This is a genomic window from Polyangium sp. 6x1, from assembly GCF_029946515.1.
GTDB lineage: Bacteria > Myxococcota_A > Polyangia > Polyangiales > Polyangiaceae > Polyangium.
This window is the reverse complement of record NZ_JARZHH010000009.1, coordinates 30,735-46,843: the sequence shown is the minus strand read 5'-3', so window position 1 is coordinate 46,843 and position 16,109 is coordinate 30,735. Positions and strand designations below refer to the sequence as shown.

Here is a 16,109-nt window from a genome sequence, read left to right as displayed (position 1 = left end):
GGCGTCCATCGATCGAGGCCGAGGTCACGATGGAGATCGTCATTCTCGTTGTGGGGTCCCTGCTGCTACCGTCGCTGCTGTACGTGGTCGGCCGGGTCGCAGGGCGCGATGTGTGGGGGCTCGTTCTTTCGCGGTACGAGAAGCGCGGCGGCAGCGCTTACCGCGCCGCCGAGGTGCCGGTCTGGGTGCCCGGCAAGACGCCGCGATCGGTGAAGGTCGCCGCGATCACGAGCTTTTTGCTTGGGCAGATGGTCATCCCGGGGGCGCTGGCGGCGCTCGTGGGGCTCGTCGTCAGCCTGGAGATGTTCGGGAGGCCCGTCGAGGCCATGGAGCCCATCGTCCTCATCCTGACGGCCTCGGCGCCGAGTGGCCTCTTCGTGGCCGGATCGCTGCTCGGGCTCGGCGTCCTCATGCTCCGCCGCGGCCCGAACGCCGCCGCGCGGGCCCGCTGGGTCGCCCGCTGGTCGATGGTTCACAACGTCCTTCTGATCCTGACGCTCCTCATCGTGTGCGGCGCGAAGCGCGACATCGTGCCGATCGTCGCCTATGCGCTCGTTTCGCTCGCGCACGTGGCGCTGCTTTTCGTCGCGGCCCGGGCGCTCGACGCGCACGACGAAGCGCAAGCCGGGGAAAACCTGCCCGCGCCGGGTGAGACGGCCACGACGGCCGCCGGTTAAAGCTCGATCCCCGCGGTCCCCTCCGGCAGGATCGAGAACCGCAGATCATCCGATCCCTGCACCGCCATCGCCACGCCTCCCCCGACGAACGGCACGAGCCGTTTGGCAATCTCGAACGAAACGAGCACGCGCGCCTTGTACAGCTCGTCGTGCGTCGTGAGCGGCACGCCGTCCGCGAAGAGCCGGTTTCCTCCGAGATCCCCGGCCACCGCGAACCCCTCGGCGATCGGCACGCGCGCGCCCAGCGTGAGTCCCGCGGTGAACGCCGCTTGCCGTTTCCCCTCCGGGAGCGGCCGGTTGTGCAGGCCCATCCCGAGGATCGAATACGCATACGCGCTCGCGAACTTCACGCCGAGGTTCGCGAAGATCGAATTCGAGCCCCAGATCACGGGGTGGACGCCGCCGCGCCGCGGGATCGGCAAGAGGCCGAGCGACTCGCCTTCGAGTTTGTCGGTGATGTTCAAAACGCCCACCTGCACGCCCTTGATCCGCCGCGCCACGTTGATGAGCCCGATCTGCACGCCGCGCACCTCGGCCGAGACGTTCACGATGCCGAGCTGCAAGCCGTCGACGCGCCCGATGTTCGTCCCGCCCGCGATCTGCAGCCCGCGGACCTTTCCGCGCGCGACCGAGAGGAGCCCGCCGGCGAGGACGCCGTCGACGTCGGCGTACACGTAGCTCGCCATCCCCGCGAGCGCGAGGCCGGTCAATCGCCCGCTCGTCCATCCCATGAGGCCCGCGATCTGCGCGCCGGCGAAATCGCCTTGCGCAATGGAAAAGATGCCGTCGAGCTCGAGCCCCTCGGCGCGACCCTCGACGACGTGCGCGAGCCCGATCTGCGCGCCTCGCATATCGTAGCCGACCCAGCCGACGGGCCCGATCTGCAGGCCGCCGAGATAGCCGATCCGGCCGAGCATGAGCGCAATGTCGAGGTGGGTGAAGGCGTCCGGCGCGCCGACGTTGGTGCTGATCGGATACATGAACCCGAAGTTGACGGGCAGGTACGGGACGGCCGAGGGCGACGGAGGCGGGGGATCGTCGACGACGACGGGAGGAGGATACTCCGGGTCGGAAATGGGCGCGGGCGCGGGCGCGGGAATGGCGACGGGCGCGGGAGCGGAAGCGGGAGCGGAAGCGGAAGCGGGCTCGGGTTCGTCGGCGGCCGCGGGGGCGCCGAGCAGGCCGAAAGCGAGCGCGGCGGCCGCGGCGAGCATTCTCCTTGCGGGGGCGTTGAGGTCGGGACGCGGCGTCATGGCGCGGGATGGAGCGTAGCCGGTTTCGAGCGCGTCGCGAAGGGCGATGACATCATGGCGAGCGGCGCGGGCGTGGAGCCGGGCTTGGCCGTTTTCGGGCGTCTTGTGGTACGTGTATCGAGTGACGCGAAACGTCTTTCTCCGCGCGCTTGTTCCGCTCTTGCTCGTCGCGTGTGACCCTGCCGGTCACCTTCGGGTGGTCGTCGTGCGAGACGGCGCGGGGCCCGATCGTGAGCCCGTCGCGGATGCCTCGGTATGGCTCGCGTGTCCGGTCGGCGAGAAGCAGAAGCTCGGTGCGATGCGGGCCGCAGGGCAGTTTTGGACGGCGCAGATCCCCGCCGTCGATCTCGACTGCGTCGTCACCATCGAGACGCCCGACGGCGGGGGTGGTCGGTATCGCGTGCGGGATCTATGCGTGGACGAGCCGCTGCACGAGGGCTACGGCTGCAAGCAGGCGTTCCTCTACGTCGCCGTTGCGCGCGGCCCTGGGAGCTAGGGTAGCATCGAGCTCATGAGGACCTACGGGGGGTGGTGGCTCGTCGCGGGCGTCGTTCTCGCCTCTGCGTGCGGCGGCGCGCGCGCGCGCTGGCCGACGGGGCCGGCGCCCGTCGCCGCGACGCCGCAGGATATCTTGTCCTGCGAGGTCGATACGGCGCCGCTCGTGCAAACGGGCCGCCTGCTCCAGGCTTGCGGCGGGTTCTGGGTCTCGGAGAGCTGCGAGTACGTGACGGCGCTTTATTTCGGCAAGTGGAACGAGGAGGAATGCACCCGGGAGGTCGACGAGGTGCAATCGTTCCACAACATGTCGCTCGTCGCGCGCGCGATGTTCTGGCGTGATACGGGGTGCGGGATCGACGGGGTGAAGGCCGCGGACGACGACGCGCTCTCCTGGAAGTTCCCCGTGAACGATTTTCGCGGGCACCGCGTGGTGGTGCAGGGCTGCGGCAAGGAGGCGCGGTATGTCTGCGAGAAGGGCGAGGGGCAAACGAAGCTTCGTCCGCAATGCGAGCCCGCGCCGCCCGAGGTGCAGGCGTTCGCCGCTGCGGTGGTGGACGCGCGCGCCGTCTTCCAGGCCCAGACGGGGTGCAAGACGGCCACGCTCGTCCCGGAAGGCGCCGGGCCCATTCCCGAGGACGGGGTGACCGAGGTGTTTTTGTCCGGCTGCGGGACGCTGATGCCGCTCACCTGCGCGCTCGACGCCGCGAAGAACCACGCGGGGCAATGCGCGCCCGAGCCTCCCATGCCCGAGGCGGTGGCGGACAGCCAGCGGCGCGCCGAGCGAGAGTACGCCGAGGAGGCGCAATGCAGCGCGATGGGCGCGACGCCGCGCATGCGGGCGGAGCCCATTCGATACGATTCTCCCAAGGGGGTCTGGGGTCAGGTCTGGCACGCCGAGGGCTGCCGGGGACGCGCGACCCTGCTTTGTCATGCGTCGAAGCTGCGCTCCCGGCAGGTGAACTGCGACGCGGTGAAAAAACTCGACCGCGAGGAGGTGCGCAAAGAGGCGCTGGAGGTCCTGGGCAAGCTGCGCCCCGATTGCCGGCCCGAGGCCCCGAGGGTCTCCTCGGGCGAGCTCGTGGCGCAGGTCGATGTCGACGCGACGTGCGGAAAGGAGCCGACGGCGCTGCGGTTCGTCTGTGATCGCGATCCGACGACGCAGCTCCTCACGTGTGGTCTCGACGAAGCGCACGCGCGCGTCGGCGTGGAGGGGCGAGCAATTGCGCGTGAGCAATTCGGGCGGGCGTATGGATGCGCGAGCGCGCAGATCACCGTGGCCGAGGACAAGTCGGCGTCCGGATACGGGCGCACGATCAAGCTCCTTGGATGCAAGGAGACCGCGACGTATACGTGCGACGTGAAAAAGGACGCGCGCTCCGAGGTCGAATGCACGACCAAGGATGCGACGACGAAGACGCGCGCCGGAGCGTTGGGGCACCTGCCCGACGCGCTTTGAGCCGGCGCGCGCCTCAAGAGCAATCGCGGATCAGGGGGTACTTGTAGAAAAACGGTCCGGTTGCGTGGAACGGCTGCCAGCCGCTCGCCAGGGCCCCCGCAATCATCTCGCGGACCATCGCCGGCTTCACGGCCGTCTGGTGCGGGCTCAACCAGCTGTCCGGTCGGCTGACCACGAGGTCGACCATGAGCACGCTTCCAGAGACGGCGTCGCGCGGCTGAATGGCGAGCGTCATCGACGCTTGGAAGGCAGCTTGGTGGTACGTCGGCTTCTTCCGAATGCGCCAGGCATAGTCCGTGTCTCCCACGCGAACGATCCGGCGCCCTTTCCTGGGAATTGTCATGGTACCGTTCAGGGCTTTGCCTGCCGCGCGGCGCGCTCGAGACGCTCCTTCTCCCCGCGCCCAAGCCGGAGCGCGTGCTTGCCGCTCAACGCAGGCTTCAAAAGGTCGGCAAGGACCCGATGCGGGCGCGTGGGAGGAGGCGGGCGGGAGGCGCGCTCATCGGTCTGCCGGCTCGAACCCGAGCCAGGCGGCGGTGGCGGAATCGATGCGGCTCTTGCGCACGGGGGGAATGTAGAGCGTCGAGGCTGGCGTGACCCTGGCTTCCGCAAGCTTGCCGAGGCGCAGCCGCTCGATACGCGGCGCGCAGCCAATGTAGATCGCGGCCTCGTAGATCGTCACGACGTGGTCGGAAGGGTATTCCTCGCAGAGCCGCGCCACGAGGAAGGGCAGCTTGTGGTGGCTCGCGCCTTCGCGACGGTACGTGTGGTCTCCGAACGACCCGATCTGCCAGAGTACGAGCGCCGTGGTGGGATCGATGCGCTTTCGATGAAGCACGAAATGCGTCGCCTCGTAGCTCTGCATACCCTGTTGACCAGGATCGATGCCGAGGTCGGCGAACAGGCAATCCTCCGCCGAGACCGCTGGCAGCATGGTCGCCGGATACCCCTCGTCACGCGCGCGCTCGATGGCCAGGTGCCCCGGATAAGCGAACACGCCCGGATGCCCGTAGAACACCACGCACGTCCGCTGGCCCCCCCTGACCGAGTCGAGGATGCGGTCCACCATCGCGTGATACGTCTCTCCACGCGGCTTGCCCTCACCGTAGAGCACCGTGAGCGACTCGGCCGACGGCGATAGCTCCTTGATCACACGCTCGGCGACGAGATCCGCGACCACGTAGAGAACCTTGTCCGACGCCTTGATCCAGGCGATGGCACTTCCCGTGAGGTGCTCGGTCGTCCTGATTCCGGTCCCCACGACGACGAGCGAGCCATTCCCTTCGAGCATCCATTCCTCCATCCCTCGCCCCGACGCCGAGGCACGCATGATCATCCGATGAGAGCCGGCGACTGCATCCGGGCTAGTCCTGGCAGCCGAGCGCCATCGCGCGCTCCGCGGCTGCCTTCGCGGTCGTCGACTCGTCCGCCTGGCCCCACCGCCGCAGGACCACCTTGTACGCCGCGCACGCCCCTGCCTTCTCCTTGAGCCTCTCGCGCACGACGCCGAGACGGTACGTCGCAAGGGTGTGCCTCAGCGGGTCGTCGAGCGCCGTGCACGAGCGCGCCGCCGACTCGAGGCGGGGCAGCGCCTCGTCGTACCGACCCGCGAGGAATGCGACCTCCCCGAGCACCGCCGTGACCATCGAGATGTCTGCTTGCGGATAATGCACGTGCGGGCGCTTCAGCACGCTCCCCGCGAGCGCATCGCGGCCCTGCTGCGGGGTGCTCGCGGTCGCGGCCGTTCCCATCAGCCAGAGCACGCTCGGATCCGCCTCCTTGCCCCGCCACTCACGCTCCCACCCCGCGCGAGCAGCCTCGTACGCCGCCGCGTTCAGCCGTCCCGCCCGATGTTTGGCCTCCAATAACAATGGCTGGGCATCGTCCCAAGGCCTCCACTTCAAAGGACGAACCCACGCTGCTCGCTGCGAGAGGAACTGCTCGGCCACCTCCCCCGCCTTCCGGTCCTGCCCCATCTCCCAATAAAGCCGCACCAGCGCGAGCGCCGGCACAGCGTGCTTCTCCTCCTGCGATTCGCCGATGATCTCCCGATCGAAATCCTTCGCGAGCCGCTCGGCTTCGTCGAAATGGCCGGAGAGGATCGCGAAGTTGATCCGGAGCTTCGCCGCCGCCTCCGGCATGCCCGCCTCGCGGAACCGCCGGACCGCCTGATCCACCGCCGCGCCCACCGCGCTGAGCGGCTGGCCCGAAGCCTCCAGGGCCATGGCCAGCTCATGGTGCGCGAGCGGCGAGGCCGGCTCTTTCGTGATCCACCGCCGCGCGTCCGGCTCGAGGCGGCTGCACCTGCCCATGATCCTCTGGAAGCGCAGCCGCTCGATGACGCAGTCCGTCGCCATGGGCGCCAGCTCCACGCAGCGATCGAGCGCGTCGATCGCTTCGGGAATGCGCTCGTCGCGGAAGAGCGCCAGCGCGCGCGCTTGCCAGCAGTCCGCATACCGCTGATCCAGCTCGAGGCAGCGATCCACGAGCTCGAGCGTGCGCTCGGGCGAGGCCTCCGGCTGCACCGCGTGGAGCAGCAAGGCGAGCTCCGCGTCGCCAGGGAAGCGCTGCGTGGCCGCTTCGAGCCGTGCGGTCGTCGCGGCCTGATCGGGCGGATCGCGCTGGATCAGCGGCTCGAACGCGTCGAGCAGCACCTGGTCCCGCGCCGGCATCGTCGCGCGCAGCTCCACCGCGCGCTGGAACGCCACGCGCGTGCTCGTCGTCTTGCCACGAAACCGATCGATCACCGCGAGCCGCAGATGAGCCGCCCCGAGATTCGGGTCGAGCTTGGCCGCCCTCTCGAAGGCGCTGTACGCGAGCCCCCATGAGGCGTCGCGGATGCTCTGCAATCCCTCACGATAGGCCGCGAGCGCCTCGGGGCTCGAGCTCGAGGGCAGCTCGAGCTCGGTGACCGCGGTGGGCTTCGTGGACGGCGCAGCCGCCGCCGACGGCGCAGCCTCCGCCGCCGGCGCAGCCGCCGACCTGCGGCGCAGCCGCGACACGATGCCCATGGAGAGGACGACCAAGCCGGTGAGCGCGAGCGCCACCGCCGCCACGAGCTGCCACCGACCCTGCACCGACGCCCGATGCGCGGGCCCGACCGCCACGGCCGTCGGCGACTCCACCGTGTTCGCGAGCGGCGGGCGCTCGGGCAATGCCGGCGCCGGTGTCTCGATCCGCACCGAGGGCGGCTCGAAGGGCTTCGCGCGTTTGCCCGTGACCGGCGAGGGCGACCGAATCGTGTTCATCGGCGCTCCGCCCGCCTCGGGCCTCGGCGTGGCACCGCGAGACGTCGTGACCGCGGGCGCGCGAGGCGCCTCGAGCGTCTCCGGCTCGTGTCCGCGCGCGGCCGCGCCCGAGCGCGTCGCCGAGGGCGCGCTCGGGCCCTCCGCGGCATCCGCGTCGACGATGTGCACGGCGTCGGGGATGGCGAGAAACTCGCCCGTCACGAAAGGTACGAGCGTCTCGATGACGTGGTCCATCGACGGGAAGCGATCGGCGGGGCGCTTCGACACCGCGCGGCGCAGGGTCCGCTCGACCGTCGCCGGCACGATGCCGTCGAGCGACGGCGGGTCGTCGGCGAGGATCGCGGACAGGAGCCGCACCCCATCGAGGCCCGGGCCGAAGGGGACCTTGCCTGTGAGCAGCTCGTACGCGAGCACGCCCCAGCTGAACTGGTCGATGCGCGCGTCGACCGCGTCGCCGCGGAGCTGCTCGGGCGCCATGTACGCGGGCGTTCCCACCATCATCCCCTCGCCGGTGAGCGTGTCGCTCTTGCGGCTCGAGGGCGGCTCGAGATCGTCTTCGCCCGGCGTGGACCCGCGCGTGGAGAGCCCCACGCCCAGCCTGCGCGCGATGCCGAAGTCGAGCACCTTGATCGTGCCGTCGTCGCGAAGCATCACGTTCTCGGGCTTGATGTCGCGGTGGACGATCCCCTCGCGATGAGCCGCCGAGAGGGCCCGAGCGACGTCGATGAGCCAGCCGAGCCTTCGTGAAGAGGTCGTGCGGGCCGCGATGAGCTGGCGGAGCGAGACACCGTCGACGAACTCCATCGCGAGGTACGGCGCGCCGGAAAGCTCGCCGATGTCGTAGATGGCGACCGTGTTCGGATGGCTCAACGCGGCTGCGGCGCGCGCTTCGCGGAGCATGCGGCCCTCGGCGCGCTGCCAGGCCTCTGGCTCCGCGGCGCCCTGCTTGCGCAAGAGCTTGAGGGCTACGCGGCGCTCGAGCCGCGTGTCGCGCGCCTGATACACCTCGCCCATCCCCCCCTCGCCGAGGGGAGCTTCGATGACGTAGCGATCGACCGTATCGCCTGGGCGCAGGCGCATGGCGTCATGGTATCGCGGACTCGTGACGATTCGCGAGGATCCGCTCTCGATTGTTCCTGGGCAACCTTGGGAGACGCGCGACGTGCGATGGGAAGCACGTACGCCGACTCTTCATGACTCCCCTCGCCGTTCGGTCAAGGAGAGTCAGGAAAACTGTCGGCTGTCCGGGGAGCGGACCGAGATGGGCGCGCGTACGGATGCGGGCCCCGTATCCGGAGAGCGCGACGACATCGGGCCGCGTACGGAGTCCGGAGAGCGCGTGGTCAACGGGCCGCGCACGGACAAGGGGCTGGGGGGGTCGGAGGTTCGGCTCGACAGGGGCGCACGTGTCGACATGGGCGTGCGTGTCGACAGCGGCGCGCGTGTCGACAGCGGCGCGCGCGTGGACAGGGGACCGGCGTCGGAGGCGCGTGCTGCCGTCGTGGGGCAGCCGAGCATGTACGGGCACGACCACGGCGAATGCATTGAGGCGGCATCCGGATGGTCGGCCCGAAGGCACTCGAAGATCGCTTGCGGCTGCGCCGCGTGTACGGCCGCTCGATCGTCATCCGAGACGCCCGCGGTGCGCATGGTTTCTTCAGGATTGAGATAAAACCTCGCCAACAAGGAGTGGTCGAGGGCCATGTCCGCACAAAACTTGAGGAGTGACTGTGTCATCTGTTCGCTCCCTCCTAACTACGATCTCGTAGGTGGTGCTGGCGGCGGAGCGTGGCGTACGCGAAGCGCGTAGAAGATACCTGCCAGCGACTCGAGGATACGGGGCTCTCCGGGCCGTCGCAAGCCTGGGAGAACGAGTCGCGCTTTCTTTTCGCGCGGTTGTTCTCAGGGCGCGCCGGTTTGCGTCAGAACTCTGCCGGCTCTGCGTGCGCCTACCCCCGAGCGCCGGACGTCTCCCGCTTGGCATGACGCACCCCACGGGCCTCGCGCGGAAATCGGGCTCGTCATCGAATTTTCTTGCACTGCGAGTTCACGCGTGCTGCAGAGCCGCAGCCCGCGTGAAGCGCCCGCGTAGTAGGATGAGCGCGCCGCACTGTCTCGACGCCATCCACGAACGGGCGCGTCACCTCGGGTGCTGGGGCGGAGGCGGGAGCGGGAGCGCAAGCGGAAGCGGAAGCGGAATAGGATTCCGGTCGTCCTGACCCGGGGTCGCCAACCCCGCGGATCTTGGCTGGATCTGCTGCATCGTAGGCTCGGTTCGCCGTGGCCGTGGTGCCCTTTCGGCCGCCCTTTCCCTCGTTCCGCCGAACTCGGGGATCGCCTGGTCGAGCGGTCCGCACTCACCCAGTCCCAGTTCCGCCGCCGTGCGCGCCGCTCGTCGGTACCGGTTGATCATGCTGCTTGACCTGTGACCGGTCCGGTCCTGGACCCAGGCCTCCGTCTTCCCATTCGCGAGCGCGAGGGTGATGAACGTCGCCCGCGAATCATGAAGCCGGATCGGGATCCTCGCCTCGGTCCGTGCGAACAGCTCCGGCCGAGCAATCCCCGCCCATTCCAGATGCTTACGGTATCGAATGGCGCTCTCTCTCTCGGTCAGGGCCTTCCCCTTCCGCTTGCCGTCATCGTCAACGAACACCGGCGCGCTACCGGTCACGTCCAACCCCTTCACCGCGCATACGTCGCGCCACGCGCGCAGCGCCGCCGCGACGCCAGGAGACAGCGCCCACGCCCGAGGCTCATCCGTCTTGTTTTGGTCGAGCACGACTGCGCCCAGTTCGATGTTCACGTCCGACCATGTCAACCGTAGGGCCTCGGACCGGCGCATTCCCTCCCGATGGAGGAAGCCGTAGAAGAGCCGCCATCGAAGGGGAACCCTCGTGCAAGCCAGCAGCCTCGCATCCTCCTGGGGATAGAGCCATCCCTTCGCCCTTCCTAGTTGGACCCGCGGCACGAACCCCACCGGTAGCGGATTCGCCGTGATGTGACGCAGTGGCAGGATCGCGAGCCCGCAGATCCGGTGCATGAGCTGCGCGATTGCCCTCCGCGAGTTCGGCGACAGCTCCAGCGGCAAACTGCGCATGACGGTTTCAGCGTGATCGACGGTAAATGCGTCGATCGCCACGCCGCCGACCAGGGGATACACGTATTTGGCGAGCCAATAAATGTCGGTGAGCACGGACCGCTTCTTCTTGACCCGATCGGGGTACAGGGCAGCCAGTTCCCCGCTCGTCCACCGCTTCCCAATTTCCTCGACTGTGGGTGTCTTGTTCTTCTGCACGACCTGGCCCGACGCAATCATCTCCACGGCCTTGCGCACTTCGTCGAGAGCTTTGCCCTCACGTACCGCAGCGCGTTTGATGATGTCTGGCGCGATGTCGTCACGCCCGCACTTGCGAAGTTTCGCGGCCAGCTCCGCCAAAATGGCGCGGCGAGCAATGGCACTCTCCTCGTCCTTGCACGTTTCGAGCATGAAGCTCTGCCGCTTCTTTGTCCCGATAGTAAGCCGCGCGAACCACTTGCCGCGCCGCTCGTAAACGTTTCCCGTGGCTAACCTAGGCATCGCGACCTCCGGCCCTCCCGCTCGGCCGACGTGCCGGTCGAGCAGGGCAAGGCGTGTTGGGTGCGGCTCTCTTGGGAGCCGCGAGACTCGGAGCCGGCGCCGTCGCCGTGCCCCGGCGTGTGCCCATGGCCGCATCCCGTGAGGTGTCAAGCGTGGAGGGTAGGAGCGGACCGCCCCCACCCCAAAACAAGGGTCTACGGCTTGGCACGGCCTCGTCCGGCAGCTCGAGCCACAGGAGTCAGCCCGACCGCTCCAAGGATCTGGTCGGCGCTCTCCCCCCTGGGGCCGCTCGGCGGTGCCACCTCGTCACCCTCGGGAGCTCGCCCAACGCGGAACGCGCCCCGCTCGACCCACGCCACGAACGCGGCGCGGTTGACGATCCGAAGCTTCCCGAGTCGCGTCACCGGCAATGGAAACCCGGGCGCACGCACGACCTTCAGGAAGACCCTCGACGGGATGCCAGTCATCGCCTCGACGTTCCGCTGCGAGATGGTGTCGGGCGGTGGAGCCATGATCCGGAGCGCGTTCGGGGGGATGGCCAGCGTCGCCATGATGGTTGTCGTCGACTCGGCGCGTGAGTCCGACATGTCGCCCTCCTTCTTTAAGGATGCCGTCCCGGGGCTTCCTGTGCTCCACGCTCGGACGGTGACTGATTTCGTATCACGAAAGGAGGCTCCGAAGCAATCGCAATTGCCAGTAATACCAAGGATTTACGAAGACCAGGTTCGAGATTCGATTACGGCCTATTCGATGCGGCGAACGCGCTCCTGCCCCTTGATTCACCGCTATCGGTTCCCGCGAGGGGCCACCATTCGAACCACATTTGGTTTGGGTTGCACCGCTCGGCGCTGATCCGTCGGCAATTCCGGAGCGTGGTCCCTCCCCACGATGCAAAAAGTGGATCGAAAAGTGGCCCATCCCGGGATCCGACCCCCGAAATTCAAGGGGCTCGTGGTGAGGCTGTGCAAAATCCCCGGGAGAACGAGATGCTCTGCGCACCAATCCCCGAGCGTTCAGGCCATCTTGCATCACGCGTCGACTCAGGTGCACCTCCTGGCCCGCCACTCGCGCCCGTGAAACGTCCGAAAGGCAGCCCAGGCGCCCCGTTATCAGGAAAAAAGTGGATCGAAAAGTGGCACTGCGGATCGGCGGCAGCCGTGAAACAGTAGTTTCTGATCGGGCCCTGCAAAATGACCGAGGAAAAGTGGCCTCTCCATGTCGTGGCACGGAGCGTGCGTCGCCCCGTTTCTAGGAGCTAACGAGCCTGAAGGCGCGCCTTCCACGTGGTGTACAGCACGCAGGGGACCCATCCAGGCAGGCCCCGCCATCGGGACCAGGCCGTCGCCACCTCGGAGCTACGGCGCGAGCTGGGGCTGAATGAGGTCAGAGTGGCCCCAAACGCGGCTGTTCTCCGGCCCCACGTGGCGGATCTCAGGCGAGTCCGCTGCCAGTACCACGGCAAACCTTACGAGGTTTGCACGACGCCCACCGGTTCGTCTTCCCAGAACAAGCGCGTGCATCGACGCGCGAGCCCGTCGCGTGAAGAAGCATAAGGATATCCATGGGATGAGCTGTACGCCGCGCTCGTGTGGCGTCGTGGTCCGCACGGACACTGAACGTTGACGCAGTAGAGGATCGTCCGTACGCCAGACCATCGCTCACGGTGGGAAATCCATTGCCGCTTTCGGCACTTAGCGATCGGTTTGGAATGGCCCCATTGCGTTCGTCCGGTGAATTCGACTGTCTCCCTGAAAAAACCGTTGCAGAGCCGAGTTGCCAAGGTTCAACATCGCCGCAGCTAGGAGGGGCGAGTATGAGCAGCCCGGATTCCGACGCGCCCGGCGCGTCCGACGCTGGGGGGCACCCGCTATTTCCACGCCCGGAAACGGCGACGGGCCCTGATAGGCGTAAGTTCGACCTTATTCAGATCCGTCGGTGGGGGCCTGACGGAAAAATGGAGGTCTGCCCAAAGACCTTCAAAGGGTCGGAGCTTCGGACCTATGAGCAGATCGTCGACATGTATGGCGGTGGCGAGTATCAACTCGTTGCGCAAGATCAAAAGACGCATCAATTCCAGGCCTATTCCGATAGGATGCGCTTCCCTGGGCCGTCGAAGCCGTTTGTGGACGTCCCCCCGGCGCCTCCGCCGAGCCCCGCACACGCGCCGCAAGGCTATTATACTGCACCGTCGCCCTATCCAGGCACGGGCGGGAGCGAAATGATCGCCATGATGCGCGTCATGTTCGAGAGCAACGCCGCCGTGCAGACTGCGGTCCTGAAGTTGTTGGTCGATAGTAAACAAGATGGCGGATCCAACGTCCAGACCGTGCTGGTGAGTAAGTTGCTGGACCGGTTACTGGAGCGGCAGGCGCAGAACCCGCTCGAATTGCTGCGCGAGACCGTACCCCTGTTGCAATCTCTCACGGGCGGGGGTGGAGACTTCAAGAAGTTCATGCAAGGGGTCGAGTTCACCAAAGAAATGCTCGGGAGTGGCGGAACGAGCAAGTCCGACGACCTCGGCGAACTTGCGAGCCTGATCAAAACCTTCATGACCATGAAGGCGAGCGCTGCGCCGACGAACGCTGCGCCGGCACCAACGCCGACTTCATTCGGACCGCAGCCTGCAACGCAGTCGGCCCCGGCTCGGCCCCGGAAGCAGCGAAAGTCCCAGCCGCCGACGACGACCCCCCCAGGTTACCCTGCCGCGTTTCCCCCGTGGCCCTGGCCGTACCTACCCGCCCACTTATATGGGATGATGCATCCAGCATACCAGGCATGGGCTGCCGCTTATGCGCAAACCATGGGCAGCCATCCGGTGGTACCTCCGGCGCGTCCGTCCGCGCCGCCGTCCGCGTCCCGGCCGGCTGCGGCCAGCGCATCCCCGGTGGTGCCGCAAACCGCTCCCACTTCGACAACGCCTCACGAGGCGCCCGCCACGCCGGCACCGCCCCCCGCAGCGGCTTCCGCGCCGACGGTTGCCGGGCACGTGGCGGCCGACGAGGAGCTCGCCGTCCTTTCATCGACGGTTGCCGTCATGGCGGAGCCGGCCGTGGCCGACGAGGAACTCGCCGCTGCGCCGATGCCCGTTGTGGCAGAGCCGGCCGTGGCCGACGAGGAGCCGGCCATGGCCGACGCGGCCGACGATGGGTTCACCAGGGCCCAGGAGGAGTTCGATCCGTTCGCCTCGCTCCGGGCGATGTTGGCGAATCTGCATGCGTCCCAGCCGTCCAATCCGCTTGCGCAGGACCCCAGCGCAATGGCCGTCGCTACCCCGCTCGTGCAGCCTCCAGGGTTTCCGGCACTGCACCCGATGCAGCGCCCCCTGACGGGCATGCCGGTTGTACCTCCTGTCGATATGGCCACTGCCTTTGCGCTCTACCTGTCGACGCTGCAATCCAACCCCTATGGGGTCCCGCCTCCGGCCCCTGCCGCGGAGCCATTGGTACCGGACGAGGAGGAAGACGACGACGACGACGACGCGGACGGCGACCTTCCCGAAGACGGCTCGACGGTCGCCATGCCAGGAGTGATCGCCATGGCTGCGGCTGACTCGGAGTTCGAAACGACGCTTCCCGAAGAACTCCGCCCGATACTGCGCGCCTTGATGGGCAAGCCCGGAGGAGGGGGTTTGTCATGAGCGTGCGGATGGGCATCGTTCACTTTCCCTCCAATCTCGCCAAGGCCCGTTTCATGGCCGAGGCGGGCGCGGCGGATGTGTGGCAGCACGAGGTCCAGCGTTGGGCGGCAGTGTTCAACAAACTGCCTCTGGCGGAGCGCCCAGCCGCGATCCTTCGGTTTTGTCAGTACGCCATCGACTACGTTCGCGACCCCAAGCGCGAGGTCCTCGAAGACTCGACGGTGACCCTCCTACGTGGCTTCGGCGATTGCGACGCGAAGGCTCGAGTTTTCGTGGCGCTCTGCCGTGCCTGCGGCATTCGAGCGCGAATCTACCCGGTTCGCCCAGCCGAGGACTTTCCGCACGTTCTTGCCGAAGTGCTGATCGGCGGGCAGTGGCGTCGCGCCGATCCGACGGTTCTCAATTCGGGCATCAACGATATCCCGCCCGCCTGGAGAGCGGTCACCAACTACTGGTAAGGGGGCTCATGGAAACGCCTCTCCGTTGCGCCGTTTGTCATCGGCGCCGGCCCGAGATCTGCGGTGGGTTCTGCGCGTGTGGGGCATACGTGTGGGAGCCAATACCGATCAGACCGCCGCCCGGCATTGTCGTCGACACTCTGGATGGCGGCACTCCGCTTAGGCCGAGGCAGTTTCCGGCGGTCATCTCGCAGGCGATGGAGGGCGTCGTACTGGGTATGACGATTCTCGTCGGCGGTATTCCGGGGTCGGGCAAGTCGACCCTCTGTGCGGAGCTCGCGGCGCAGATGGCCGAACGCCTGGACAGCCTCGCGTACTGGCTCGACGCCGAGCAAAACCGGGACATCGTGCGCGAGCTCTTCCCGAGGACAGGCTCGTCTACGCAGCGGATTCGTCTCGTGAGCCGCCAGCGTGGGAGAGCCGGCGCAGACGCAAGCTTTCGTGACGCGCTGCAAGTCGTGCCGCGAGACGCTGCCGTGATCGTCATCGATTCCTTGCAGCGGTGGGCGCGCAACTACGCCGAACAAACGGAGCTACTCGATGCGGTGTCCAGCTTGGCTCCGACGGTGCTCGTCGTATCCCACTTCAATAAAGCCGGCCGGTTCGCTGGACCCGTGGGGAACGAGTACGACGCCGATGCCACGGTCATCGTGAAGCCAAACCGTATCAAGGTCACGAAGTGTCGTTGGACTCTCTGTCCGCGCAGCGTGAAGCGGCCCAAAGCGTCGACGACGTCGCAAACCGAGAAGGGAGCGGATGCATAATGTCACGAGCGATCACTCTATCATTCGACACTGGCGCCCCGTGGGACGAGAATCCTTACGGGGACGCGGCGGCCCCCGTCGAGGAGACCGGTGACTTCACGCAAGTCCTGTCCTCGGTTTTTGGCGGAGGTGGCAGCGGGGGCGGTGGCATCGGTGGAAGTCTCGGAACCCTCGCTGGCACGGGGCTCGGGAGCCTGTTTGGGCCCGCCGGGGCGAAAATCGGCGCCGGCATCGGGCAGCTCGGCGGCACGCTGATCGAATCGGCCGTCCGGGGTGCGACCGCGCGCAAGCCGGAGGCGCGGCCCCCGAAGCAGAAGCGATTAACGAAGCACGAACAAAGGATCCTCGCGGAGGGTGAAGCGCAGACGCGCAAGACCGGGAACCCGGTATTCGCCGAGGAGGCCAAGCTGCGGGTTTATCGCCCGGCAGAGTACAAGCGCAGGCGCGACGCTGGCACGCTTGCCTCGCAGCGCGCGCAAAGCTCACCGCCCTCGCCGAGCAGCGCGCCCCGCGTTAGGTTTCCCGCGCCCAAGTCGCCTGG

General features: G+C 67.6%; 12 protein-coding genes. 7 read left to right on the top strand and 5 right to left on the bottom strand.

Annotated features, from left to right (window positions below; all coding sequences use genetic code 11):
* Positions 1-29 precede the first annotated feature (29 nt).
* Positions 30-677: a hypothetical protein gene (locus QHF85_RS11735; RefSeq protein WP_281327223.1), complete on the top strand. Its 648-nt coding sequence runs from the start codon at positions 30-32 to the stop codon at positions 675-677.
* Here QHF85_RS11735 and QHF85_RS11730 read toward each other — a convergent pair.
* The gene (locus tag QHF85_RS11730; RefSeq protein ID WP_281327222.1) at positions 674-1,930 is read right to left on the bottom strand and encodes a hypothetical protein; all 1,257 of its coding nucleotides are present in this window, start codon (positions 1,928-1,930) and stop codon (positions 674-676) included. The genes QHF85_RS11735 and QHF85_RS11730 overlap by 4 nt on opposite strands.
* Positions 1,931-2,051: 121 nt before the next feature.
* Between QHF85_RS11730 and QHF85_RS11725 the strand changes: the two genes are divergently transcribed.
* Together QHF85_RS11725 and QHF85_RS11720 are read left to right on the top strand one after the other, a co-directional pair.
* On the top strand, positions 2,052-2,426 hold the full coding sequence (locus QHF85_RS11725) for a hypothetical protein (RefSeq protein ID WP_281327221.1): 375 nt from the start codon (positions 2,052-2,054) through the stop codon (positions 2,424-2,426).
* A gap of 15 nt (positions 2,427-2,441) precedes the next feature.
* Complete coding sequence (locus tag QHF85_RS11720) at positions 2,442-3,884, top strand: hypothetical protein (protein WP_281327220.1); 1,443 nt, start codon at positions 2,442-2,444, stop codon at positions 3,882-3,884.
* A gap of 13 nt (positions 3,885-3,897) precedes the next feature.
* Here QHF85_RS11720 and QHF85_RS11715 read toward each other — a convergent pair whose 3' ends face one another.
* From QHF85_RS11715 to QHF85_RS11705, 3 genes are all read right to left on the bottom strand, one after another.
* Positions 3,898-4,119, bottom strand: a complete 222-nt coding sequence (locus QHF85_RS11715) for a hypothetical protein (RefSeq protein ID WP_281327219.1) — start codon at positions 4,117-4,119, stop codon at positions 3,898-3,900.
* Positions 4,120-4,383: 264 nt separating this feature from the next.
* The gene (locus tag QHF85_RS11710; RefSeq protein ID WP_281327218.1) at positions 4,384-5,214 is read right to left on the bottom strand and encodes an SAM-dependent methyltransferase; all 831 of its coding nucleotides are present in this window, start codon (positions 5,212-5,214) and stop codon (positions 4,384-4,386) included.
* A gap of 34 nt (positions 5,215-5,248) precedes the next feature.
* Positions 5,249-8,212, bottom strand: coding sequence for a serine/threonine-protein kinase (locus QHF85_RS11705; RefSeq protein ID WP_281327217.1), 2,964 nt, complete (start codon positions 8,210-8,212; stop codon positions 5,249-5,251).
* 480 nt (positions 8,213-8,692) lie between these two features.
* On the opposite strand from QHF85_RS11705, the gene QHF85_RS11700 reads away from it, so the two are divergent.
* The gene (locus tag QHF85_RS11700; RefSeq protein WP_281327216.1) at positions 8,693-8,860 is read left to right on the top strand and encodes a hypothetical protein; all 168 of its coding nucleotides are present in this window, start codon (positions 8,693-8,695) and stop codon (positions 8,858-8,860) included.
* A gap of 412 nt (positions 8,861-9,272) precedes the next feature.
* On the opposite strand, the gene QHF85_RS11695 is transcribed toward QHF85_RS11700, so the two are convergent.
* Positions 9,273-10,709, bottom strand: coding sequence for a tyrosine-type recombinase/integrase (locus QHF85_RS11695; protein ID WP_281327215.1), 1,437 nt, complete (start codon positions 10,707-10,709; stop codon positions 9,273-9,275).
* Positions 10,710-12,522: 1,813 nt separating this feature from the next.
* Here QHF85_RS11695 and QHF85_RS11690 point away from each other — a divergent pair.
* From QHF85_RS11690 to QHF85_RS11680, 3 genes are read left to right on the top strand one after another with little or no spacing between them, the layout of a single operon-like run.
* Entirely contained in the window at positions 12,523-14,346 is a 1,824-nt protein-coding gene (locus QHF85_RS11690) for a hypothetical protein (protein WP_281327214.1), read from the top strand.
* The gene (locus tag QHF85_RS11685) at positions 14,343-14,804 is read left to right on the top strand and encodes a transglutaminase domain-containing protein (protein WP_281327213.1); all 462 of its coding nucleotides are present in this window, start codon (positions 14,343-14,345) and stop codon (positions 14,802-14,804) included. The genes QHF85_RS11690 and QHF85_RS11685 overlap by 4 nt, the downstream gene beginning before the upstream one ends.
* Positions 14,805-14,812: 8 nt before the next feature.
* Positions 14,813-15,568: an AAA family ATPase gene (locus tag QHF85_RS11680; protein ID WP_281327212.1), complete on the top strand. Its 756-nt coding sequence runs from the start codon at positions 14,813-14,815 to the stop codon at positions 15,566-15,568.
* The last annotated feature ends 541 nt before the right edge of the window (positions 15,569-16,109 follow it).